Source organism: Flavobacterium hydrocarbonoxydans, from assembly GCF_009789235.1.
GTDB lineage: Bacteria > Bacteroidota > Bacteroidia > Flavobacteriales > Flavobacteriaceae > Flavobacterium > Flavobacterium hydrocarbonoxydans.
This window is the reverse complement of sequence record NZ_WSTB01000014.1, coordinates 70,075-92,969: the sequence shown is the minus strand read 5'-3', so window position 1 is coordinate 92,969 and position 22,895 is coordinate 70,075. Positions and strand designations below refer to the sequence as shown.

General features: G+C 32.9%; 22 protein-coding genes. 10 read left to right on the top strand and 12 right to left on the bottom strand.

Going from position 1 to position 22,895, the window contains the following annotated elements:
* Positions 1–717 precede the first annotated feature (717 nt).
* The 9 genes from GON26_RS19400 to GON26_RS19360 form a co-directional block, all read right to left on the bottom strand.
* The gene (locus GON26_RS19400; protein ID WP_160376432.1) at positions 718–1,977 is read right to left on the bottom strand and encodes a Y-family DNA polymerase; all 1,260 of its coding nucleotides are present in this window, start codon (positions 1,975–1,977) and stop codon (positions 718–720) included.
* A 43-nt stretch (positions 1,978–2,020) separates the two neighbouring features.
* On the bottom strand, positions 2,021–2,809 hold the full coding sequence (locus tag GON26_RS19395) for a TrmH family RNA methyltransferase (protein WP_160376431.1): 789 nt from the start codon (positions 2,807–2,809) through the stop codon (positions 2,021–2,023).
* Positions 2,810–2,968: 159 nt separating this feature from the next.
* Positions 2,969–4,054, bottom strand: a complete 1,086-nt coding sequence (locus GON26_RS19390) for a phosphoglyceromutase (protein ID WP_160376430.1) — start codon at positions 4,052–4,054, stop codon at positions 2,969–2,971.
* 151 nt (positions 4,055–4,205) lie between these two features.
* Complete coding sequence (locus tag GON26_RS19385) at positions 4,206–5,537, bottom strand: DUF58 domain-containing protein (protein WP_160376429.1); 1,332 nt, start codon at positions 5,535–5,537, stop codon at positions 4,206–4,208.
* 164 nt (positions 5,538–5,701) lie between these two features.
* Complete coding sequence (locus tag GON26_RS19380; protein ID WP_160376428.1) at positions 5,702–6,715, bottom strand: AAA family ATPase; 1,014 nt, start codon at positions 6,713–6,715, stop codon at positions 5,702–5,704.
* Positions 6,716–6,840: 125 nt separating this feature from the next.
* A complete protein-coding gene (locus tag GON26_RS19375) occupies positions 6,841–8,049 on the bottom strand; it encodes a DUF4350 domain-containing protein (RefSeq protein ID WP_160376427.1) in 1,209 nt (402 codons plus the stop codon).
* Positions 8,042–8,815, bottom strand: a complete 774-nt coding sequence (locus GON26_RS19370) for a DUF4129 domain-containing protein (RefSeq protein WP_160376426.1) — start codon at positions 8,813–8,815, stop codon at positions 8,042–8,044. The genes GON26_RS19375 and GON26_RS19370 overlap by 8 nt, the downstream gene beginning before the upstream one ends.
* Positions 8,808–9,749, bottom strand: coding sequence for a hypothetical protein (locus GON26_RS19365; RefSeq protein ID WP_160376425.1), 942 nt, complete (start codon positions 9,747–9,749; stop codon positions 8,808–8,810). The genes GON26_RS19370 and GON26_RS19365 overlap by 8 nt, the downstream gene beginning before the upstream one ends.
* Positions 9,749–10,714: a stage II sporulation protein M gene (locus GON26_RS19360; protein WP_160376424.1), complete on the bottom strand. Its 966-nt coding sequence runs from the start codon at positions 10,712–10,714 to the stop codon at positions 9,749–9,751. The genes GON26_RS19365 and GON26_RS19360 overlap by 1 nt, the downstream gene beginning before the upstream one ends.
* Before the next feature lie 20 nt (positions 10,715–10,734).
* On the opposite strand from GON26_RS19360, the gene GON26_RS19355 reads away from it, so the two are divergent.
* The 8 genes from GON26_RS19355 (at position 10,735) to GON26_RS19320 (ending at position 18,545) form a co-directional block, all read left to right on the top strand.
* Positions 10,735–11,478 carry an RDD family protein gene (locus tag GON26_RS19355; RefSeq protein ID WP_160376423.1) on the top strand — a complete coding sequence of 248 codons (744 nt, stop codon included), beginning with the start codon at positions 10,735–10,737 and terminating at the stop codon, positions 11,476–11,478.
* A 140-nt stretch (positions 11,479–11,618) separates the two neighbouring features.
* Positions 11,619–12,461, top strand: coding sequence for a hypothetical protein (locus tag GON26_RS19350; RefSeq protein WP_160376422.1), 843 nt, complete (start codon positions 11,619–11,621; stop codon positions 12,459–12,461).
* 7 nt (positions 12,462–12,468) lie between these two features.
* Positions 12,469–12,888 (top strand): PH domain-containing protein, encoded by a 420-nt coding sequence (locus GON26_RS19345; protein ID WP_160376421.1) that lies wholly within the window; start codon positions 12,469–12,471, stop codon positions 12,886–12,888.
* Positions 12,889–12,926: 38 nt separating this feature from the next.
* Positions 12,927–13,529, top strand: a complete 603-nt coding sequence (locus GON26_RS19340) for a trimeric intracellular cation channel family protein (protein WP_160376420.1) — start codon at positions 12,927–12,929, stop codon at positions 13,527–13,529.
* A 94-nt stretch (positions 13,530–13,623) separates the two neighbouring features.
* Entirely contained in the window at positions 13,624–14,598 is a 975-nt protein-coding gene (locus tag GON26_RS19335) for a GNAT family N-acetyltransferase (RefSeq protein ID WP_160376419.1), read from the top strand.
* Positions 14,595–15,728 carry a DegT/DnrJ/EryC1/StrS family aminotransferase gene (locus tag GON26_RS19330; RefSeq protein WP_160376418.1) on the top strand — a complete coding sequence of 378 codons (1,134 nt, stop codon included), beginning with the start codon at positions 14,595–14,597 and terminating at the stop codon, positions 15,726–15,728. The genes GON26_RS19335 and GON26_RS19330 overlap by 4 nt, the downstream gene beginning before the upstream one ends.
* An 18-nt stretch (positions 15,729–15,746) precedes the next feature.
* Positions 15,747–17,060 (top strand): CDP-glycerol glycerophosphotransferase family protein, encoded by a 1,314-nt coding sequence (locus GON26_RS19325; RefSeq protein ID WP_160376417.1) that lies wholly within the window; start codon positions 15,747–15,749, stop codon positions 17,058–17,060.
* A 39-nt stretch (positions 17,061–17,099) separates the two neighbouring features.
* On the top strand, positions 17,100–18,545 hold the full coding sequence (locus GON26_RS19320; RefSeq protein WP_160376416.1) for a lipopolysaccharide biosynthesis protein: 1,446 nt from the start codon (positions 17,100–17,102) through the stop codon (positions 18,543–18,545).
* A gap of 16 nt (positions 18,546–18,561) precedes the next feature.
* On the opposite strand, the gene GON26_RS19315 is transcribed toward GON26_RS19320, so the two are convergent.
* A complete protein-coding gene (locus GON26_RS19315; RefSeq protein ID WP_160376415.1) occupies positions 18,562–19,467 on the bottom strand; it encodes a glycosyltransferase in 906 nt (301 codons plus the stop codon).
* Positions 19,468–19,556: 89 nt separating this feature from the next.
* Here GON26_RS19315 and GON26_RS19310 point away from each other — a divergent pair, with 89 nt between their 5' ends.
* Positions 19,557–19,949: a sugar 3,4-ketoisomerase gene (locus GON26_RS19310; RefSeq protein ID WP_160376414.1), complete on the top strand. Its 393-nt coding sequence runs from the start codon at positions 19,557–19,559 to the stop codon at positions 19,947–19,949.
* Positions 19,946–21,037 carry a glycosyltransferase family 4 protein gene (locus GON26_RS19305; RefSeq protein WP_160376413.1) on the top strand — a complete coding sequence of 364 codons (1,092 nt, stop codon included), beginning with the start codon at positions 19,946–19,948 and terminating at the stop codon, positions 21,035–21,037. Before GON26_RS19310 ends, GON26_RS19305 begins: the two co-directional genes overlap by 4 nt.
* Here GON26_RS19305 and GON26_RS19300 read toward each other — a convergent pair.
* The gene (locus GON26_RS19300; protein WP_160376412.1) at positions 21,034–21,915 is read right to left on the bottom strand and encodes a glycosyltransferase family 2 protein; all 882 of its coding nucleotides are present in this window, start codon (positions 21,913–21,915) and stop codon (positions 21,034–21,036) included. The two genes, GON26_RS19305 and GON26_RS19300, sit on opposite strands and share 4 nt — an antisense overlap.
* Positions 21,915–22,598 carry a cell division ATP-binding protein FtsE gene (locus GON26_RS19295; protein WP_160376411.1) on the bottom strand — a complete coding sequence of 228 codons (684 nt, stop codon included), beginning with the start codon at positions 22,596–22,598 and terminating at the stop codon, positions 21,915–21,917. The genes GON26_RS19300 and GON26_RS19295 overlap by 1 nt, the downstream gene beginning before the upstream one ends.
* Positions 22,599–22,895: the final 297 nt, after the last annotated feature.

Sequence of the window (22,895 nt, the reverse complement as noted above, 5' to 3'; positions counted from 1 at the left end):
GTGGGAGAGTATGTCGTCGCCTTTCTTTTAAGAATCCTCATCATGAATTTGATGGGGATTTTTTGTTTTATAACATGAACGGGGTTTTGCCACGAAGGCACTAAGACACTAAGAATTATGGGGAACTTTAAATTCGAAATTCGAAATTCCAAAATCCAAACGCATCTGTCAGATAAAGCTTGAAGCTTCCAACTTCTAACTTCCAGCTTTTTTTGCCGCAAAGAGACCAGGACACTAAAGTTTAGTATAAGTATGGTTAAAAAAAATATCTGCGAGACTCTGCTTAAATCTTTTTTAAAATCTGCGTGAAAAAAACTTTCCATTTTGCCGCAAAGTCGCTAAGACGCTAAGAATTATGGGGAACTTCAAATTCCAAATTCGAAATTTAAGACGAGTCTATGCTAATTATTTTGCTATAAAGCTTCCAACTTCCAACTTCGAACTTCCAACTTCCAACTTCCAGCTTCTAACTCAATTGTTAAGATCTTCTTTCTTATGAAAACAGATCTTGGTATGCGTTAGGGATGGGAGCGGCATCTCGCGATTTAGAAAAACAAGGCTTTTTAGCCGTAGTTTTTGTTAATCGGGAATATAGCGGACAGCCCGGCCCGGAGGGAAACACCCTAAAAATAATGCTTCTGTTGAAAATGGATTTTACTTTTTTTTAAAATATAGCTTGATCTGAAATCTAAAAAAAAATAATGAATTGGGAAGTACTTAGATATTAATTGTTATCACATCTTTTAATGCAGTGGAAAATTTTGGAGATAAACGTTCTTGTTTCATTTTCCATTGTCTTCCTAAGGATTGAGTTCCAAACTTTATTTTGTTATTACCATAACCCTGATTCATTTTGTCAATGACACTCATCAGTGGCTGATGTTTTGGATTGGAGGTTTCGAATAAGTTTAACTGCGTTTCATTATTTGGCGTTAATCCCATTAGAATTACACCTGCTTTTTGATAACGAAAACCTTTTTTAAAAATGGCTTTAAACGCTGTTTGAGCAGCCAGATTAAGCTCTATAGTTGAATTGGTGGGAAAATCTGTGTGAACCGTTATACTTCGTGAGTATTGTGATTCTTTGTTGGCTAAAAAATTGGTTTGGATAAAGACAGTTACCATGTTGCAATGGCAATTCTGGCGGCGTAATTTCTCGGCACAAGAAGCTGTAAACGTACTGATGCGTTCGGATATTTCCTCGAATGTTGTATATTTTCTTTCAAATGATCGCGTAGTAGCAATCATTTTTCGATCTTTCTTTTCTTCCAGATCTAGTGTAGGTTTTCCTTCTAATTCATGTTTTAAGCGCAATCCAACCACGGCCATTTCTTTGCGTACCCAGGCATCCGGCAGTTGTGTAAACTGGTAGGCTGTGGTAATTTTTTTTAGTTTGAGTCGTTTGGCATGTTTTCTTCCAATACCCCAAACGTCTTCTATTTTAGTCCACTTTAAAGCCTTTATTCTTTTTTCTTCTGAGTCAATGCAATAAACATTTTGTGTGCGGGTGGAAAATTTTCGCGCTATTTTATTGGCTACTTTTGCTAAAGCTTTTGTAGGTGCAAAACCAATACTAACGGGAATTCCTGTTCCTTGAGTTACGTGTTTGCGCATTTGTAAGCCTAATTGATGCAAGTCAAACAATTCGTAACCCGTAAATTTTAAAAATGCTTCGTCGATGCTGTAAATTTCAATGTCGGGAGTATAAGTGCGAAGCATATTCATTACCCTATTGCTCATGTCTCCATAAAGAGCATAATTTGAAGAGAATACAAAAATGTTTTTTTCTTTAAAAATAGCTTCGTATTGATAAGCCGGAACTCCCATAGGTACTCCTAACGCTTTAGCTTCGTCTGAACGCGAAATAACACAACCATCATTATTAGAGAGGATCACAATGGGTTTCTCTCTTAAATGTGGTTCAAATACTCTCTGGCAAGAGGCATAAAAATTGTTACAATCGACTAAAGCAAACACTTTTTTATATATTAATTATTTTTTGAAAGTTATATGCTACACTTTAAAATCCTCGTTGTCTTTTGGCTTCAAAAATTAAAATCGCCGCTGCAACCGAAACGTTCATACTGTCGATTTCGCCTTGCATTGGAATAATAATGTTTTGCGTTGCAGCATCACGCCAATCTTGTGTTAAGCCAGTTGCTTCAGTTCCTACAACCAAAGCAGTTGGAGTCGTGAAATCCTGGGTGTGATACGAAGTTGAATTTTGTAAAGTGGCACAATAAAAATCAATTTTTTTTTCTTTTAGAAAAGTAATGATTTCTGCAGTTGTTCCAGTGGCAATTTGGTTCGTAAACAAACAGCCAACACTAGAACGGACAATATTTGGATTGTATAAATCACTTTTAGGATTCGCAATCAAAACGGCATCTAAATTGGCAGCATCAGCGGTTCTTAAAAGAGCTCCGATGTTTCCCGGTTTTTCTGGAGCTTCGGCGACTAAAATCAACGGATTATCAGATAATTTTAAATCAGATAGTTGTAGTGATTTTGTTTTGGCTATAGCCAAAATGCCTTCGGTAGTATCGCGATAAGCCAATTTTTGATAGACTTCTTTGTTGATTTCTATTAATTGAACTGCCGAAGTGATTAATTTCGAAATCTGATTTTCGGTAACCAATTCAGGTAAAAACAAAACGGTTTCTATTTCGTAACCCCCTTTAAGTGCTAATGAAATTTCACGTAAACCTTCAATCAAAAATGTTCCCGTTTGTTTACGGGCTTTTGCTTTTTCCTGTAATAAAACCAACGATTTTATAAACGGATTTTGTATTGAAGTAATTTGTTTCATTTTTAAAAAGGTACTTAGATTTTAAGGTGCTAAGGTACTGAGAATTTTTTAAAAAAGGGTCAAAGGTTCAAAGTTGCAAAGGTTCAGAGACTTGTTCTGGAAAGTTTTTAAAATGGTGTAAACTAAGAATTAAATTGCTTTAGCATAATTGAAAAAAATCTATTTTTCAAATACTTCCTTAATTTCGCTTGCTACAGGATGTTCTGCAGTAAAAGTGTACCCCATGATTTTGGCTATGGTTTGTGCAAATTGCTTTTGATACAATTGTGTTGCCGTTTTGATTTCGCCTTTGGGTGCAATTTGAGGTCCTATTACGGCAAACCAAATTTCGGAGGCATCATCAATTTTGCGTCCATGACTGGTCCATTCTTCCTTTTTCTTGTCGCCACGACCATGGTCAACGGTTATCAATAAGGTCGTTTTATTTTTATACTGAGGGTCATTTTGAACAAAATCCCAGATTTGTTTTAACCAGTCATCAACCTGATTTGCTGCGTCAAGATACGATCTGTATTGGCCTGCATGAGCCCATTCATCTGTTTCTCCGTAAGCGATATAAAGGACTTTTGGTTTATTAGTTTTGAGCTCGTTCAACGCCTGATAATGTGTAAAAACGTCCAGACATTCATCTTCATGAAAAGGCTTAAACGAATCGTCCCGCATCTCATTTAATAATTTTTCAGTGGCCGTTGGTTTGGTTCCTCCCACCTGATCAAAGGCTGAAATTACAGGAATACCACTTCTTTTTTCGTTTAAAATTCGGTCAAAAGCATTCCAGGCTCCAAAGGCAGCTACTTTTCCTTTCAATTCTGATTGTTTGTTCAGAAATTCCAGCACGTTGACATTTGGATTGTCTTTATAATCGTTTGAATTCACTTTAGAATCAGCGTTTCCAATCATAATTTCGCTATAACCAGGATAACTAAACCAGTACGTATTAGAAACATCAACATTATTATTAAAGACACGATTGCCGTAAATTTGTCCTTTTGAAGCAATTTCTGTCCATAAAAAAGGCATTATTTTTTGGCGGGATTCTTTAAAATCAGAGTCTCCGTATTTTTTAAAAATGTAATCACGGTTATCCTGATTAAATTTTTTATCATTGGCAATTTCAGTATCTAATCCTTTGAAAACTTCCTGCCATCTAAAACCGTCAGTGGTGATGATAATGATGTTTTCTGTTTTTTGTGCAGTGGACCAAAAGGACACTAAAAGAGAGGTAAGTAATATTATTCTTTTCATTATTATTGTTTTTAGAAGAAAGTTTAGATTTTAAAACTATAATTGTTTTACTATAATAAGTTGTAATCTAAACTACTGAATAAAATTGATAACAATAAAGATAATCTATTTGATGATTTTAAGTTAACTCAAAATTTACATAATTCCCACTTTACAAAATCCCTCTCGCCTTAATTTCCAAATACTTATTAATTGCATCCAAAGTCAGATTTTCAGGCTGTGTTAATACCGAATGAATTCCGTATTTCTTGAGTTCATTGGCAATTAATCGTTTTTCGAACATGAATTTTTCAGCAATTACTTTGTCGTACACTTCCTGAATCGTATCGGTTTTTTTGTTGATGATGGCGTTGAGTTCTGTATTTTGAAAAAAGACTACCACCAATAAATGATTTTTTGCAATTCCTTTTAAATACGGCATTTGACGATTTAAACCGTCCATCGTTTCGAAATTGGTGTACAGAATAATCAAACTTCGCTGGTTAATGTTTTTCTTGATATCAACATACAAACGGCTGTAATCACTTTCGAAAAAGTCGGTTTTGATGTTGTATAAAGTCTCCAGAATTTTTTGCATTTGCGAACCTCTTTTTTCAGCAAAAACTCGGTTTTCTACTTTTTTAGAAAAAGCAAAAATTCCAGCTTTGTCCTGCTTTTTCAGGATAACATTGGCCAAAACCAAGGTAGAATTGATAGCGTAATCTAACAAACTCAAACCGTTAAAAGGCATTTGCATCACACGGCCTTTATCAATCGCCATATAAACTGATTGCGATTTTTCGTCCTGAAACTGGTTGACCATCAACGCATTTTTCTTGGCGGTCGCTTTCCAGTTGATGGTTCTTAAATCATCACCTTGTACATATTCTTTGATTTGTTCGAATTCCATCGTGTGGCCAATTCGTCGAATTTTTTTTATTCCGTATTGAAATAAATTATTCGAAAAAGCCAATAGATCATATTTTCGCAACTGAATATATGACGGATAAGTGGGAACCATTTTATCTTTATCGAATGTAAATCTTCTCGAAATTAACATTAAAGGCGAAGAAACATAAATATTCAAATTCCCAAAATAATATTCGCCACGTTCGGTCGGACGCAAATCATAGCCAATTTCGTCTTGTGCCGAAGCTTTGATTTTCCTGATAATTTTAAAATTACGCACTTGAAACTGAAACGGGATTTCATCAATTATCATTGCCGAAATGGTAAACGTATATCGGTTTTTGATACGTACTTTTACGGGATTCAAATCTCCGTTTGATAATTTTTCAGGTGTTTCGCGAGTCGCTTCGATTCCGTTTTTGGATACATATAAAATCAAAATATCGAGTGCCAAAAAAGTACTCAAAATTAAAACGACCAACCAAACCGCATTGTATAAATTCGGAAAAATAAAAGCACAAACAAACAGTCCGATAATGCCCAAAAGCACATAGAAAAAGAAGTTATTGAGGTATAGACTTTTTATGAATTTCACAATTTTTTGTTTTTTTTGTTTCAGGTTTCAGGTTTCAGGTTTCAGGTTTTTTTCAAATGTCACCCTGAGCGAAGTCGAAGGGCATTTTATGTTGAAAGGGTTTCGACTTCGCTCAGCCTGACAATTTAGTTTTTTAACTCACAACCCAAAACACCAACCCATAATTATCTCGGAATCTCTACTGTTTCAATAATTTGTTTGATGATTTCAGCACTTGTAATACCTTCCATTTCGCGTTCCGGAGCAACAATAACTCTGTGTTGCAAAACTGGAATTGCTGATTCTTTAATGTCTTCCGGAGTCACAAAATCACGTCCTTTAATGGCTGCAAAACCTTTGGCTGCATTCAGAATGGCGATTGAAGCACGAGGCGAAGCACCTAAATACAAAAAGGCATTTTCGCGCGTGTTTACTACAATTCTGGCAATGTATTCCAGTAAATTTTGTTCGACTCTGATTTCTTTAATTAAAGCCTGATAGCCTTTTATTTCTGCAGCAGAAAGAATGGTTTTAATTGCTTCTAATTTGCCATGATTTTGTAATAAATGCTCTCTTTGAATGATTAGAATTTCCTCGTCTAATTTTGGATAATCAATCGTGATTTTGAACAAAAAACGGTCTAATTGCGCTTCTGGCAAACGATAGGTTCCTTCCTGCTCGATTGGATTTTGCGTAGCAATAACCAAAAACGGTGTTTCGAGTTGATTTCTCGTTCCGTCAATCGTGATTTGGCGTTCTTCCATTACCTCAAAAAGTGCGGCTTGCGTTTTGGCAGGAGCACGGTTTATCTCATCAATCAAAATTAAATTGGAGAAAATAGGTCCTTTTTTAAACTCAAATTCGGAACTTTTTAAGTTAAAAATTGAAGTTCCTAAAATATCCGAAGGCATCAAATCGGGTGTAAACTGAATTCGGCTAAAACCAATATTCAAAGTTTTAGATAATAATTTTGCTGTAATTGTTTTGGCAACACCAGGAACACCTTCGAGTAAAACGTGTCCGTTTGACAGAATTGCAACAAGCAATTGGTCTATCATTTTTTCCTGTCCCACAATCACTGTTTCAAGCTCCTTTTTGATTAAATTGATGTGGTCTAAAAGTGGTGCCAGATTAAGTCTGGTTTCAAAATTTACGTTTTCGTTTGTGATTTCGGTTTCTGTGTTATTGTTATCGTCCATGTTTTGGTATGTTTTCTTTTTAATAAATTTGTTTTTTTGCCACTCCCGATAGCTATCGGGATAGAATCATTCTCACAGATTTAAAATCTTTTTAATCCTTTTAATCTGTGGCTTATATTTTAAAATTAATGTAAAATTTTCTCGATGGCATTATTGATTCTGATTAAATCTTCTTCGAGACTTCCGTGATAACTCTTTCGGTGTTCGTTGATTAAGGTAACAAGATTTCGAATATCATCTTCATCTTTACCTGATTTATGATGTAATTTTTTGATGAAATCTTCATCGAGTTTTGTGGTTTCCATCAAATACTCGTTTCGGATTCTTTCCAGAAAATAAATGATTTTTTTATCAATTATATTCGTGTGATCTCCTTCCTGATAATACAAATTCCCGATGGTTTTGGTAAAATCAACCGTTAAATTTGGTAATGGTTTTAGAATAGGAACCACTCGTTGTTTACGTTTGGCATTAAAAATCATAAAAATCAACATTCCGATTAAAGCTAGCCACCAAGCCCATTTCAGCGCAGGCTGACTTAAAATATAACGCATTGGCGATTCTGAAATCGTTTCGCTGTTTTGTCCTTTGGTGTACCAAAAAACATCGTCTTCGGGTATGTATGAAAGAACATTTTCGGCATATTGGTAATGATTGCTTTTTAATAAATGAAAATTGGTAAACGCTGCAGGCTGAGTGTGCAAATAGAAATAACCATTTTTATAAGGAACTTTTATAAAATTGATATGTTTTTCTTTTACGTTGTTTCCCTGATAGCCCAAAACAGTAGTGTTTAAAGTATCAATTTTCGAGAAATAATAATCAGACATTCCTTCTGTCAAATGATATTTTTTGTTGTTTAAATTTTTATTTCCCAGCCAAAAAGATGTACTATCCGAAATTTGAAAATCGGCTCTGTAATCCAGTTTCAAACTATCTAGCAAAGATTGCGGAAATGTTTTCATGCTCAAAAAAGCATTATTTCCGTGGGATACAAAGTAAAAAATTTCAGTAATCGAAGCTTCATCCATATTGCCAAATTCGGCAATGTTCAGGAAGGTTCCTTTAATTTTATAAGTCTGAACTGTTGTATCGGCATCATATTTTGCATCTAGAAATTCGTATGGCGTAACAGCCGAAACGCGTTCTATTTTTTGTTTTTTTAATAATCCGCCAATTTCCTTATCAAAAACATACATTCCGAAAGGAATTTTGTCATTGACAGAATAAGTTGGCCGCCAGTCAATAGGTTTTGGGCGGTTGCGGTCTGCCATTAAAATCAAAGCAAAAACTACGATGAGAATAGCAATGTATATTTTTAGAGTTTTATTCATTGCTAAACTTTTTTATTGAATTTTTGAAGCTGATTTGTGCTTTTTCGAACATTTTATCATCAATTTCGAATTCGCCATACCAGATATAATTGTACAGATACGACAAATAGGTAAACTCTTCTTTAAGGACTGGACTTTGAATTTCGTATAAATAGTCAGAATTAGTTTTTTCGATATCCCATTCGATATAATGATTTTGTGCCATTATTTTTAAAAGCCACAAATAATAGTAGCGAATGCAAAGTCTTTTTTCGCCTCTTTCCAGACATTCTTCAATGAGTTTTTTGAAATCCAGAAGATGAATATTTTTTTCAATATCAGTATAATAGATTGTTTTTTTGTTGGCGTCTTTTGCGAAAATCCATTGCCCTTCTTTATTAATTAAGGCTTTTGCAATAAGGTAAATCACAGAAACGACAACCAAAACAGCTAATACTTTTAATAAAATTGAAACAAAATTCATCGAAGTTTCATTGGTACTAAAATTGAATAAATCTCTAAAAATATTTGCCAGCCATTCTTTAAAACGATCCCAGGCATTTTTTTCGGGCGTTTTATATTCATATACAAAATCGGAATCTGTATATTTTTTTTTGAAATTTTTATCGAAAGTTTTGGCTTCTATAGTATCAGAATCGACATAAATATCAGCTTCGGTATATTTTACAGAAGCAACTTTTGGAGGTTCGGCTGTAGCCAAAGTGTCCTGGGCGTTCGAGACACCAAAGAGAAAGAGGAAATAAAATACGAAGAAAACTTTATTCATTATCAAGTCCTATTAAATCAATTTCGCTGATAGTGGTTAGGTTTTCGTTTTCTTCTCTCAAACTATAATAGATAATTCCCTGATTTAAAATAACCAAATTATTGAAAAAGTAGCTTAGTAGTATAGCAAAAATGAAAAATAAAGAAATAAAAATACTCATTGATGAGCCCGTTTCAGTATTCCATCCAGGAGCAGTACTAGAAGTTAAAAAAGCAGCAATTCCGATAAAATACGGAATCATAGTCAGGAAACTTTGTACGACTTGTATCAGCATATAAATGACAAAAGTAGCCCCTACATTGGCCCAAAATTTTTGTTTAAGCAAATAATAACCTTCCTGCAGCGCCTGAATAAAACCAGTTTCCTCCGTAAGATAGGTGTATAAACTTAAATGTAGCCAGGAAATACAGGCCGGAGCAACAATAAAAAGCAAAGGAAAACCGATTAGGATAAGGCATAATGCTAAAACGATTCCGAAAACAATGGCTAATATGGGCAGAACGACAAATATTGAACCCAAAAAGAATTTTAAAAGTTTCCCTATGTTCTGTTTTAGAAGCGAAATAATATCGGCAGTGGTAAAATCGTTGTTATTTTTTTGGCTGACCAATTCGAGATAAACTATCGGATAAGCCACATTTAAAAGGGAAAGTACAATAATCAAAATTCCGAAAATAGAAATCGAACCTATAAATAATCCTAAATTATCATCGAAATATTGTTGAAAGTAACTTCCTTGAGGTGCTCCCGAAGCCGAAAACAATACTTCGAAATAAACTTTAATCATGAAATAAAGTAAAACACTTAAAATCAATAGGAAACCTCCATTGATAATAAAATAGTTTTTGAAAAAGTGTTTTCCAAATAGTTTTAAAAAGGAAAAAGTATCGGATATGTAACTGCTGAAATCTCGTTTTTTGAAAAGTACAAACATTATAGGTTTTTGGTTTTTTGGTGAACAATAAAAGGATAAACTAAATAGTAGAATGAAATTAGGGCAAGCGTAAATAATATGATAAAACTACTTAGCCAATTAGGCATTTCGATGGAATAACGTGTGATATAACCTTCTAAAAACCCTGCGGAAATAGTAAAAGGAAAAGTACTCAGAAAAATTTTGAAACTATTTTTGAAACCTATTTTAAAAGAATTAATTCTCGAAAAAGTCTTCGGAAAAAGAATCGAAGCGCCTAAAATAAATCCGGCAGCCGTTTCGATCACAATCGCAAAAATTTCCATAGCACCGTGAATCCAGATGCCACGAACGCTTTTCCAGAAAACATTTTGTTCGTAAAAAAAGTACTGAAAAGAACCCAGCATTATACCATTACCCAAGGCAATATAAAAAGTTCCAATTCCGCAAAAAATGCCATAAATATAACATCTTGCACCTACATACAAGTTATTCATCGTAATGCCAATAAAACTTCCCCAGTTGCTTCCGGAGCCGTAAACCGCCATCGGGTTTCCTTTTTTGATATTCTCTAAAGTCATATTGACATAACCATCGCCCAAAATCAACCGGACGAAATTCTGATCGTAAATCGCCGAAACAACGCCAATTCCTACCGTTAGAAAAAACAGTATAAAAGCATACAATAAATACCTTCTGTAGTTGTAAACCAGCAGCGGTACTTCGGTTTTAAAGAATTCTACAAGCCTGTTTTTCTCCGTTCGTTTGGTTTTGTAAATCTTCTGATAAATTTGCGATGCCAGGTAATTTAAGTAAACTACCGTCTTACTTTTTGGGTAATACGTTTGGGCATACGACAAATCATTCATCATTTGAATGTACAAATTAGCTAACTCATCAGGATTTTTTTTAGCTTTACCAAAAATAGCTAGCTCAAATTCCAGCCATTTTTCTTTATTTTGTTTTATGAAGGCAACTTCTCTCATCGTAGGCTAAAATATAAAATATGTCAGAATTATCTATAAATACAACACAAAATGTTAAAATAAATTTCATATCAGCTTCGGTAGGCGAGCGAATACTGGCGTACTTCGTTGATTTGCTGATAAAAATTGCTTACGGAATCGTGATTTGGCTGGTGTTTTTTTATTTGTTTAGAATAGATAGATTGTTTGCAGAACTCGATCGATGGTCGGTGATGTCGATATTTTTTCTTTTTTACTTGCCTATAATGATTTACTCTATTACGCTGGAAAGTATTTTTGAAGGACAGACTATCGGAAAAAAAATCAGTAAAATAAAAGTGGTTAAAATCGACGGTTACCAGGCAGGTTTTGGTGATTATTTGATGCGATGGTTTTTTAGATTGGTCGATATTACTATTTTTTACGGAATTATAGCGCTGATAAGTGTTATTTCGAGCAAAAAAAGTCAGCGATTGGGCGATATGGTGGCGGGAACGGCAGTGATAACTTTAAAAAATAAAATTAATATAAGCAATACCATTCTCGAAGAAATTGGTGAGGCTTATGTGCCAACCTATCCTTTGGTGATTAAATTATCAGACAATGATATGCGAATTATTAAGGAAACTTACCTGAAAGCGGATGCCAAACAAGATTTAGAAACTATTCAAAAACTGGTTTCAAAGATCGAAAATGTTACCGGAATCAAAAATCAATCCGGAAATTCACATGATTTTATTAGGGTAGTACTGAAGGATTATAATTTTTACACACAGAATATGTAGGGGATTTTTTAAATTTTAATTAAAACACAAGAATATTTTTTTTAAATTAGTTATAAATTTAATCCGCTGAATATTAACCTCTTATTTATTATAAGCATAGTTGTAAATGCTGCATAATAAGTTAGTAAAAATTAAATACCATGACACTAAAACAGAAATTTGCTACAATTTTGATGTTATTACTTTCAATAACAACTTTTTCTCAAAAAAAACTGGATAAGATTATCAAAAGAGATTATCAGATTATTGAATGCACGATTGCTAAAATGTCTGATAAAACAGTAGAATATTCTTTGTCGGGCGAGACATTACAAATTTCACTTGATGTTTCCCAAATTGCCAGAATCGATTTTGCAAGCGGACGTTCACAAACGTTTGATGTTTCAGCAACGAGTACTCCTGTAAGTGCTGCTAATCCAGCTGTAGCAAGTGCAGAAATGAAGATCAATACCATTGCGGTATTGCCAGTACCTTATGTGAATTCAGATAATTTGGAGAGCTCTGAAGAAATGGCAAAATTTGCTCAAAACGATATGTATAATAAGCTACTTGATAAGTCTGCCAATATTTTTCCTTTGACGGTGCAGGATTTAAGAACCACAAATAGTCTATTGCACAAAGCAGGCATTAATTATAAAAATATTGATGAAACTCCTATCGAAGATTTAGAAAAAATCTTAGGCGTCGATAATATTGTAGCAGCCAAAGTTTCGTACACCATTTCGCAAAGTTCGACGGCAACAACTTATGATAGCGGAAATGTTAAGGTTAGCGATAATAATAAAAAAGTAAAAACCAACGATATATCGACCACAACGGCTAACACACAAATGTATTACTACTATACGGTGTATTTTGATATGTATAGAAATACGACTAAAATTTATTCTCAAACCAGAAAACCTTTACTTGCTGTAAAAGACAGCTGGATGGACTCTATTTCATATTTATTGAAGAGAAGTCCAATATATACCAAGAAATAACTTTTTAATGGAAAAATTCAAATCTAAAACAGATATTTGGCTGATTATTTTTTTAGGAATAGCGCTTGGAGTGCCGTTTTTTAGAGCGTTGTATAGTCAGGCTTGGGGTTTGGCAATTTTTATGCTGATAATTAATGCTTTTGTAGCGCATATTTTTTTAAGCACATTTTATATAATCGAAAACGAAAGTCTAATTATAAAATCGGGTTTTTTGGTGAATATAAAAATTGATATTCAGAGTATTAAAAAGATCTCAGATTCAAATAATATTATGAGTTCGCCAGCACTTTCTTTTGATAGAATCGAAATTTCGTTTAACAAATTTGATGCAATTTTGATTTCACCAAAAGACAAATCAAGGTTTATAGAGGCAATTCTAAAAATTAATTCAGACGTCGAAATAAAATATAAAAGTAATAAGATTTAAAAACTTATTGCCTTTGTAACTTAGAACCTAAAAAAAGAATGTTCCATTTATTAGATATTATCGGTACGATGGCCTTTGCCATGTCCGGCGCACTTACAGCAATGCACAAAAAACTCGATCCTTTTGGAGTTTTTATTATTGCATTTGTCACGGCAGTCGGTGGCGGAACGCTTCGTGATGTTTTAATAGGCCGGACACCAGTGGGTTGGATGAAAGATTTGCAATATGTTTATGTAATTATTTTAGGTTTTTTACTGGCAATTTTGTTTCGTAAAAAGTTTGATAAACTACGCACTTCATTGTTTTTGTTTGATACAATTGGCTTAGGAGTTTTTACCTTAATTGGTCTCGAAAAAGGAATTTCGATAGGTTTACATCCTGTAATTTGCATTGCTTTAGGAACCATGACGGCTTGTTTTGGTGGTGTAATCAGAGATATTTTGTGTACCGAAATACCCACTATTTTTAGAAGAGAAATTTATGCGACGATTTGTATTTTTGGAGGAATTGTTTTTTTTGCTCTAAGAGAATTAAATCTGGAAAAGGATATTTTGTACTTAGTAACATCGGTGGTTATTATCACGGTTCGTTTGATGGCAGTAAAATTCAAATGGTATTTGCCGGCATTCGAGCATAAATAAAATTAAAATATCTTAGCCACAGATTAGAAGAATTTAAATGATTTGTCTAGTTGATGGAAATTGTTGAAATTCTTAAATCAATGGCAAAAAAACAATGAAATACACCGTAAAAAAATACATCAAAAACGATTATAAAACATGGAATGACTTTATTGCTCAGGCCAAAAATGCTACGTTTTTATTCCACCGTGATTTTATGGAATATCATGAGAATCGTTTTAAGGATTTTTCGCTTCTTGTTTTTGAAAATCAAAAGTTAGTTGCCGTTTTACCGGCTAATATTGTAGCTAATTCGGTCCATTCACATCAGGGACTTACTTATGGAGGTTTGGTTTATAAGGAAGAAATTAAATTAGCAGCTGTGATTGAAATTTTTCAATGTGTTTTGTTTTTTTTGAATCAAAATAAAATCGGGAAGCTTTATTTTAAAACACTTCCTTCGATTTATCATCGTAAACCGGCAGAAGAAATTTTGTATGCTTTATTTTTGGCTGAAGCCAAATTGACCCGACGAGATTCGCTTTCGGTTGTAGATTTATCGCAAGAAAAAAATATTTCTCAAATTAGAAAAAGAGGATTTCAGAAAGCAGTTTCAAATCAATTAATAATAAAAGAAGAAGATACTTTTGAATTGTTTTGGAATGAAATTCTGATTCCTAATTTAGATAAAAAACATAATGCAAAACCAGTTCATTCTGTTGAAGAAATGAATGTTTTGAAATCATTTTTCCCTAAAAAGATCCGTCAGTTTAATGTTTATTTTAAGGATGAAATTGTCGCCGGAACTACTGTTTTTGAAACCGAAACTGTAGCACATTGTCAGTATATTTCGAAGAATGAAAACCAGGATAATTTAGGAAGCCTGGATTTTTTATTTCATCATTTAATTCATGAAGTTTTTGCAGAAAAGTGTTTTTTTGATTTTGGAATATCCAATGAAAATCAAGGCAAAAAACTTAATCAGGGCTTGTCATACTGGAAAGAGAGCTTCGGAGCGAGTACCATAGTTCATGATTTTTATGAAGTCGAAACAGCAAATTATAGCTTGCTAAACAACATTTTGATATGATTTCTTTTTTGGATTTAAAAAAAATAAACGAACCTTATGAAACTGCTTTTCAGGATAAATTGAAAGCGGTTTTAGACAACGGCTGGTATATTTTAGGAAAAGAAGTCGAAGCGTTTGAAAAGGCTTTCGCCGAATATTGCCAGGCAAAATATTGCATCGGAGTAGGCAATGGTTTAGATGCGTTGGTATTGATTTTTAAAGGTTATATTCGCTTAGGAAAACTCCAAAAAGGAGATGAAGTTATAGTGCCCGCAAACACTTTTATAGCGAGTATTTTAGCAATTCTAGAAGCTGATTTGATTCCGGTTTTGGTCGAACCAAGATTAGAAACCTACAACATCAATCCCGATTTGATTGAGGAAAATATTACCTCAAAAACAAAAGCTATTCTGGCAGTACATTTATACGGACAATTGGCAGAAATGGATCAAATAAATCAAATTGCAGCACAAAATAATCTTTTAGTGATAGAAGATGCAGCTCAGTCTCATGGAGCGGTTTTAAATTCCAAAATGGGTAAATTCCAAATTTCAAATTCCAAATTCCAGATTGCCGATAATCTAAAATCAACTAAAGCTTTTAGTTTTTATCCCGGGAAAAATTTAGGTTGCCTTGGCGATGGTGGAGCTATTACCACAAACGATTCAGCATTAGCTAAAGTTATTTTTTCGCTTCGAAATTATGGTTCAGAGAAAAAATATCATAACGAATTTGTTGGTGTCAATTCAAGATTAGATGAGTTGCAGGCTGCTTTTCTAAATCTGAAATTATCCAACTTAGATTCAGATAATGACAAACGCCGAGCAATTGCAAAACGTTATTTATCCGAAATTAAAAACGACAAAATAATTCTTCCTTTTTGGGATTTATCTGAGAATCATGTTTTTCATTTGTTTGTTATCCGGACAGAAAATCGTGATAATTTACAAGACTATTTAACTCAGAATAATATTCAAACGGTCATTCATTATCCAATTCCGCCACATAAACAAAAAGCTTTTTTAGAATGGAATAATTTAAGTTTTCCAATTACGGAGAAAATTCATAATGAAGTATTGAGTTTGCCAATCAGCCCAGTTTTGACTGATGATGAAGTGAGTTTTGTTATTGAAATTTTAAATAAATATTAATTTTAGTTTGATGATAAAATGACAGAATTAAAATTAACTATTAAAAAATTCGTACCCGAAAAAATCTGGATTTCGTTAATTAAAATATATAATTTTTTAAAACTTAGAGATCTTCATAATGCCTATTTAATTAAAAAAGCGCCTCAAAGACATCAAAAAGCCCTTGAAAAAATTCGAGGAAAGAAAATAGTGAAAGTAGCTTTCTTTCTGAATCATGAATCGGTATGGAAATATGATTTTCTTTATGATTTAATTTTACAGCATCCTAAATTTGAACCTGCCATATTTGTTTGTCCCGTTGTAAATTTTGGCAATGAAAATATGCTTTTTGAAATGAATAAAGCATTTGAAGCATTTAAAAACAAAGGTTATAATGTAAGTAAAACTTATGATAATGAAACTGGTGAATACCTGGATGTTAAAAGCTATTTTTCGCCAGATATCATTTTTTATACGAATCCTTATGAAACCTTACATGATTACAGGTTTTATATTAAACAGTTTCCAAACACCTTAACCTGTTATGTGCCTTATAGTGTCCCGACTGTTAATTATGATTTTACCTATGATTTAGATTTTCACAACCTGGTTTGGAAAATTTTTTCAGAAACGGAGATTCATCAAAAAATGGCATCCGAAAAACAAAGAAACAAAGGAATAAATAGAATTGTAACTGGCTATCCAGGATTCGACCTGCTTTTAATGAATAAAAGCCCAAAAGAGGTTTGGAAAAATAAAAATCCAGACTTAAAAAAAATGATATGGTCACCACATCATTTAATGAATGAGTTGAGTAAAGTATCTAATTTTTTAGAGTATTGTGATTTCTTTTTAGAATTAGCTATTAATTATAAAGATAAATTGCAAATTGCATTCAATCCGCATCCTTTATTAAGGATAAAATTAGAAAATGACCCGAATTGGGGTAAAGAAAAAACCGATAATTACTTCAATAAATGGGAAAATCTTGAGAATGGCCAGTATGGAGACGGCTATTATATCGATCTTTTTTTAACATCAGATGCACTCATTCACGATAGCGGTTCCTTTATGGCAGAATATCTTATTACAGGAAAACCAGCACTTTTTATGGTTAGAAACGAATCGGTTATGGAGTATTGGAATGTTTTTGGAGAAAAAGCTTTAGCAGCACACTATCAGTCCAGAAATAAGCAACAAGTAATTGATTTTATTGAAAATGTGGTGCTGAAAGAAAACGACTCAATGAAAGAAGAGCGTAATACTTTTGTAAAAAATATGCTGATTCCACAAAAGAATCGAACAGCATCCGAAAATATTTTAGAATATTTAGAGAGTCAAATTTTTCAATAATTTTGGGGCTTGAATCCTAATAAATTTAATTTTGATTAAATGCAAAACATCTCCCTGAAATCAGTTGCAACAAAAGGCATTATTTGGTCTGCAGTTGATAAATTTGCTGTTCAGTTTGGGCAATTTGTTGTGGGGATACTACTTGCCCGTATTCTGCTTCCGGAAGATTTTGGTTTAATAGGAATGCTAACCATTTTTATAGCCGTTTCACAAACTTTTATAGAAAGCGGTTTAGGAACAGGTTTGATTCAGCGTCAGGATCGGTCAAATGTTGATTTTTCAACTTTATTCGTTTTTAATTTAGCGGTGAGTAGTTTTTTTTATTTGCTGTTGTTTATTTCTGCACCTTTTATTTCAACTTTTTTTGAGCAGCCTCAATTGACCAATCTAACTAGAATTTTGGGTCTGATTTTGTTTTTGAATGCTTTTGGAATAGTACAGCGCACTAAACTTACTATTGCAATTGATTTTAAATCCATAGCAAAAAGCAATGTAATCGGGATGGTTGCGGGTGGCTTATCTGGAATAATTGCTGCTATAAATGGATATGGAGTTTGGTCACTGGTCATTCAAATGCTTGTCGGGGCCCTTGCTTCGTCTCTGTATTTGTGGTTTTTAAGTAATTGGACTCCTTCGCTTGCTTTTTCAAAAACATCATTCAAAATATTATTTGGTTATGGTTCAAAATTACTAATCGCTGGTTTGTACGCACAAATTCTGAATAATGTTTACAATATTTGTTTAGGAAAATTTTATACCACGGCATCACTAGGTTATTACACGAGAGCCAAGAGTTTTGCAGATGTGTCTGCAGGAACAATTGTGAGTATTTTGCAGCAATCAACTTTTCCAATTCTCACATCTGTACAGCATGATAAAGAAAAATTAGTTTCGATTTTTAGAAGAACAATTCGGATGTCGGCTTTTTTGATTATACCGACTATGGTTCTGATTGCTTTGTTGGCAAAACCAATTGTGATATTGTTACTTACAGAAAAGTGGGCTTCTTTAATTCCGCTTTTGCAATGGATTGTTTTTTCGAGAATTTTTCTTCCTATGAGCGCCATCAATATGAATTTATTGAATGCGATCGGGCGCTCCGATTTATTTTTAAAAGTAGATTTGTCTAAACTGCCCCTGACTTTGTTAGCAATGATTATAACGATTCCGCTTGGCGTAAAAGCAATCATAATAGGGCATGTTGTTACATCGGCAATATCTTTTGTAATAAATGCTTATCTACCAGGAAAGTTTTATGGTTATGGCCCGATTAATCAATTAAGAGATGTGTTTCCTTTTGTTGTAGCAACAATCGGAATGGCAATCGGGGTATTGGTATTGTCCTGCTTTATTGATAATCTGATAGTACAATTGATTTTAGGCGGAATTGCAGGTGTGGTAATTTATTTGTTTATCTGTTGGCTATTAAAATTAGAAGAACAAACAGAAGTCTGGAAATTGTTTTTAAAACTTAGAAAAAGATAGCAATTTGTTTTCAATTTTAATATTTTTTAAAATTAATTCGCCAAAATAACCAAAGCCGTAATCCAATATTTTTAAATAACAATCCATAATCTTTGATTTGAAAAGTATGCACAATTTCATGATGTACTCTTTTCTGAACTGCTAAATCCTCTGTTTTGGATAGATTTAAATGAATCGCTTTTTTTAGAATTAAATACGTAGTTGTATTGATTTTTTTAAATCTTGAATTGTTTTTATCATAAAAAGAAGAAGTTAGAGAAGTATCTGAAATTCTTTTTTGGATTAAAATACAATCAATAAAATCAAATTGATAAAGTCGGGAAGCTCTAATCCAGAAATCTAAATCTTCATACGCAAGATTTTCGTCATAGCCTTTTAACTCATCAAAAACAGTTTTTTTCATCATTGCTGAAACAGAGCAGATGCTGTTTCCTCCTTCAAGAACACTTAAATAAATATCGCCCGTTTGTCTTTTTTCGATTGTTTTTTTTGATAAATCAACAGGAAAAAAATAAGATTCAAATGTTCCGTTTTCTGAAATCAATTCAGCGTTTCCGTAAACTATGCCTAAGTTTTTTAAAGTACTTACTTCGAAGGTTTTTACTTGCTGCGAAATACAATTGGGCAATAAAACATCATCAGCAGCCAAGTCGATAATGTAATCTCCTTTGGCAAATTTTAGTGCTTTATTAAATGATTTTGTGTTTCCTAGATTCGTTTCGTTTGCAATAAATTGAACATTAGGATAAGTAGTAAGCCAGTTTTTAATTGCACTTTTCGAATTATCAGAACTGCAGTCATCGACAACAATCAATTCTATCAAAGGATAATCCTGTTTAATGACCGACAACAAACTCTCGATCACGAATTTTTCCTGATTATAACACAAACAAATGATAGTGACTAATGAATTATCTTGCATATTGTTTTTAAAGTGTTATATATTTGATACGAAAATAAGAAATCAATAACGATAGTGCCTAACAAAAAACATAAAATTGAAATAAGATTATGAATATAGATATAATTGATTTTCCAAAAATTGAAAGTATTTTAGGTAACATAGCAGTCATTGAAAACGACACGATTCCGTTTGAAATTAAGAGAGTTTATTATTTATACGATATTCCGAGTTCTTCTGTGAGAGGTGGGCATTCGCACAAAAAATTGCAGCAGATTTTAATCGCAATTTCAGGAAGTTTTGATGTCGTTTTGAAAGATGGAAAAAAAGAGAAAACCATTACTTTAAATAAACCAGACAGAGGATTGCTCATTAAGAATAATATTTGGCGTGAACTCGAAAATTTCTCTTCAGGAGCGGTTTGTCTGGTTTTAGCTTCGGAAGTTTTTGATGAAGAAGAATATATCCGTGATTATAATGAATTTTTGGAATCAATAAAATGAAATTACTCTATATCACCCAAAGAGCAAATGAAGAAGGAGGAGTGCAAAGGGTTCTATCAATAAAAACCAATTATCTGATAGAAAAATTTGGTTACGAAATTGCTATTGTGACCCAAAATAAAGGAAATGTGAATCTTTTTTTTGAATTTAATGAAAAGATAAATTTTTATGATATTGAATTAAAAGGTAATAAAGTTTTTAACTTACTTCGATACAAAAAAGAACTCCAAAAGCACATAAAACAATTCCAGCCAGATTGTATAGTTGTGTGTGATTTTGCCTTAAAATCGTTTTCGATTCCTTTATTGCTGGATACCAAAATTTCAATAATTTTTGAAGCTCACGGTTCTAAATTCAATGAATATAAAGTGTCTCATTATTTCGAATTTATTAACGAATTAAAGTATCAATATCGAAATTATTGTGCTTCCAAATTTTCGACTTTTGTAGCATTATCAAAAGAAAGTTTAAGCGAATGGAATGTAAATAACGCCGTCATAATTCCTAATCCACTTTGGTTTCAAACGGATGTTTTATCAGATTTAAAATCAAAAAGAGTAATTGCCGTAGCAAGACATTCTTATGAAAAAGGAATTGACAGATTGTTGAAAATTTGGGCCTTCGTATCACAAAAACATTCAGATTGGATATTAGAAATCTATGGCAAAACAGATAAAAATTTAGAACTTCAAAATTTGGCCAAAAAACTGAATATCGAAGAGAAAATTGTTTTTTTGGAGCCAATAAAAAATATTCAAAATAAATATACAGAAGCATCTATTTTAGCGATGACTTCCAGGAATGAAGCTTTACCAATGGTTTTGATAGAAGCAATGGCCTGTGGTTTGCCTTGCATTGCTTATGATTGTCCGGTTGGACCAAAAGCAATTATTAAGGATAATGAAAATGGATTTCTAATTGAAGACGGAAATCAGAATTCTTTTGCCGAAAAACTAAATCTTTTGATTGAAGATGAAAATTTACGAATCAAAATGAGTCAAAATGCTAAAAGTAGTGTTGCAAAATATGATTTAGATGCCATTATGAAACAATGGAAAAATTTGTTCGAATCTATTGTCAAAAATTAATTCTGGCTCGAATAATACCCCAGTCGATACAAGTCAAAAAGTAAAAGCGAAGGTTTTTTACTCAAAATTTGTTTCTGAAATAGCGGTTTTGAAATTTTGAAACAAAAACGGACAATTGGTAGTAAACGATATTTTTTTAGAATAAAATAATAATGAGAAAGCTTCACATAATCTTTCGAAATTAAACCAGAATCTACTAAGTTTTTTAGACCTACAACTGCTTCTTCTGATTTTGTCAAAAACGTTTCGCTGCTTTCAATTCCTAAATGATAAACAGGGTTTTCGATATGAATAATTTTTACTTTTTGAAGCATCAATTCATACGAAAACAAAGTGTCTTCATGTCTAAAATTTGGAATATTTTCATTAAAAACAACTTTAGAAAAAATATTTTTAGATATCAAAAAATTCAATGTCAGAAACGATATATAAGGGTTCTTATTCCTGATATAGACATTCAAAGCTTCTCTTTCTTTCCCATATACCCAACGTAAAAGTTGTTCTTTTGAAGGTTTTTCGGTTTGATATAAAATCCCTCCGTAAACAATTTTTTCATCGTTATTTATTTGTGAAATATAATTCGAAATAAAATTATTATGAACAGGAATTGTATCGGCATCCAGAAAAAGTAAGTTTTCAAAATTTGCTTTTTGTGCTAATAAATTCCGGATAGCACTTCGTCCAATATTGTTTTCTAATACAATAAAAGTACTTTTGGACAATTCGTTTATTCTTTGATTTTCAGACGCAAAAAGAGTAGATGCATCGTCTAAAACAATAATTTCGAATACAATTTTAGATTGTGTGCATTGATAATGTAGCGTTTCTACTAAAGCTAAAACATCATAATCATAAACCGGAATAAGTATCGAAAGCATTACACAGTTCGTTGCACCACCTCGAAGATTCTTTCATCCTCACACTTTAGTGTTTTCGATGGGAATTTCATCAGTAAAGCATAATCGTGCGTCGCCATAATGATGGTTTTTCCGTTAGCGTTGATTTTCTTTAAAACCTCCAAAACTTCAGAACTTGTTTGTGGATCAAGATTTCCGGTAGGTTCATCAGCAAGAATAAATTCAGGGTCGTTTAGCAAAGCTCTTGCAATTGCCACACGTTGTTGCTCACCTCCCGAAAGTTGGTGAGGCATTTTATTAACAAATTCTCTCATGCCTACTTTGTCCAGCACTTCGTCAATTTTGTGCTCCATAGAACCTTTTTCAACCCAGCCTGTTGCTTTTAGAACAAAAAGCATATTGTCTTTTACAGAGCGGTCCGGAAGCAATTTAAAATCCTGGAAAACGATTCCGATTTTACGACGCAAATACGGAATATCATTTTCTTTCAAAGAAGCTAAATCAAATTCTACAATATGTGCTTCACCTTCTGTTAAAGGCAAATCAGCGTACAATGTTTTCATGAAACTACTTTTTCCAGAACCAGTTTTTCCAATGATATAGATAAATTCTCCGTGTTGCACTTCCAAATTAATCTGTGATAAAATTTTTCTTCCTTCCTGATATATAGTGACATCTTTAAGAGATAGTACGGTTTGTGACATAATAAAATTGATTTGAATGGTAAAAGTAATAAGATAACGGGTGGATTCAAAATAAATTTCAATCATTTCATAAGAAAATGTACAACAAAACCACAATTCTGTTTTTGTTCGAATGATTTTTTGGGCATTCCCCGTTTGCCCTGAAAAAAAATCAAGGCAAACGGGTCAGGCTGTCCGCTATATTCCCGATTAACAAAAACTACGGCAAAAAAGCCTTGTTTTTCTAAATCGGGAGATGCCGCTTCCATCCTTAATGCAGACTCCGTTGCTTTAGAAAGATTACATTATATAAACTTT

Bases quoted from the DNA above. Each gene is read 5' to 3' on its own strand.
- GON26_RS19315 (WP_160376415.1), bottom strand. From the start codon at position 19,467: ATGCAAGATAATTCATTAGTCACTATCATTTGTTTGTGTTATAATCAG.
- GON26_RS19335 (WP_160376419.1), top strand. From the start codon at position 13,624: ATGAAATACACCGTAAAAAAATACATCAAAAACGATTATAAAACATGG.
- GON26_RS19300 (WP_160376412.1), bottom strand. From the start codon at position 21,915: ATGCTTTCGATACTTATTCCGGTTTATGATTATGATGTTTTAGCTTTA.
- GON26_RS19320 (WP_160376416.1), top strand. From the start codon at position 17,100: ATGCAAAACATCTCCCTGAAATCAGTTGCAACAAAAGGCATTATTTGG.
- GON26_RS19375 (WP_160376427.1), bottom strand. From the start codon at position 8,049: ATGAATAAAACTCTAAAAATATACATTGCTATTCTCATCGTAGTTTTT.
- GON26_RS19310 (WP_160376414.1), top strand. From the start codon at position 19,557: ATGAATATAGATATAATTGATTTTCCAAAAATTGAAAGTATTTTAGGT.
- GON26_RS19350 (WP_160376422.1), top strand. From the start codon at position 11,619: ATGACACTAAAACAGAAATTTGCTACAATTTTGATGTTATTACTTTCA.
- GON26_RS19355 (WP_160376423.1), top strand. From the start codon at position 10,735: ATGTCAGAATTATCTATAAATACAACACAAAATGTTAAAATAAATTTC.
- GON26_RS19305 (WP_160376413.1), top strand. From the start codon at position 19,946: ATGAAATTACTCTATATCACCCAAAGAGCAAATGAAGAAGGAGGAGTG.
- GON26_RS19295 (WP_160376411.1), bottom strand. From the start codon at position 22,598: ATGTCACAAACCGTACTATCTCTTAAAGATGTCACTATATATCAGGAA.
- GON26_RS19325 (WP_160376417.1), top strand. From the start codon at position 15,747: ATGACAGAATTAAAATTAACTATTAAAAAATTCGTACCCGAAAAAATC.
- GON26_RS19365 (WP_160376425.1), bottom strand. From the start codon at position 9,749: ATGTTTGTACTTTTCAAAAAACGAGATTTCAGCAGTTACATATCCGAT.
- GON26_RS19345 (WP_160376421.1), top strand. From the start codon at position 12,469: ATGGAAAAATTCAAATCTAAAACAGATATTTGGCTGATTATTTTTTTA.
- GON26_RS19380 (WP_160376428.1), bottom strand. From the start codon at position 6,715: ATGGACGATAACAATAACACAGAAACCGAAATCACAAACGAAAACGTA.
- GON26_RS19395 (WP_160376431.1), bottom strand. From the start codon at position 2,809: ATGAAACAAATTACTTCAATACAAAATCCGTTTATAAAATCGTTGGTT.
- GON26_RS19390 (WP_160376430.1), bottom strand. From the start codon at position 4,054: ATGAAAAGAATAATATTACTTACCTCTCTTTTAGTGTCCTTTTGGTCC.
- GON26_RS19330 (WP_160376418.1), top strand. From the start codon at position 14,595: ATGATTTCTTTTTTGGATTTAAAAAAAATAAACGAACCTTATGAAACT.
- GON26_RS19360 (WP_160376424.1), bottom strand. From the start codon at position 10,714: ATGAGAGAAGTTGCCTTCATAAAACAAAATAAAGAAAAATGGCTGGAA.
- GON26_RS19370 (WP_160376426.1), bottom strand. From the start codon at position 8,815: ATGAATAAAGTTTTCTTCGTATTTTATTTCCTCTTTCTCTTTGGTGTC.
- GON26_RS19340 (WP_160376420.1), top strand. From the start codon at position 12,927: ATGTTCCATTTATTAGATATTATCGGTACGATGGCCTTTGCCATGTCC.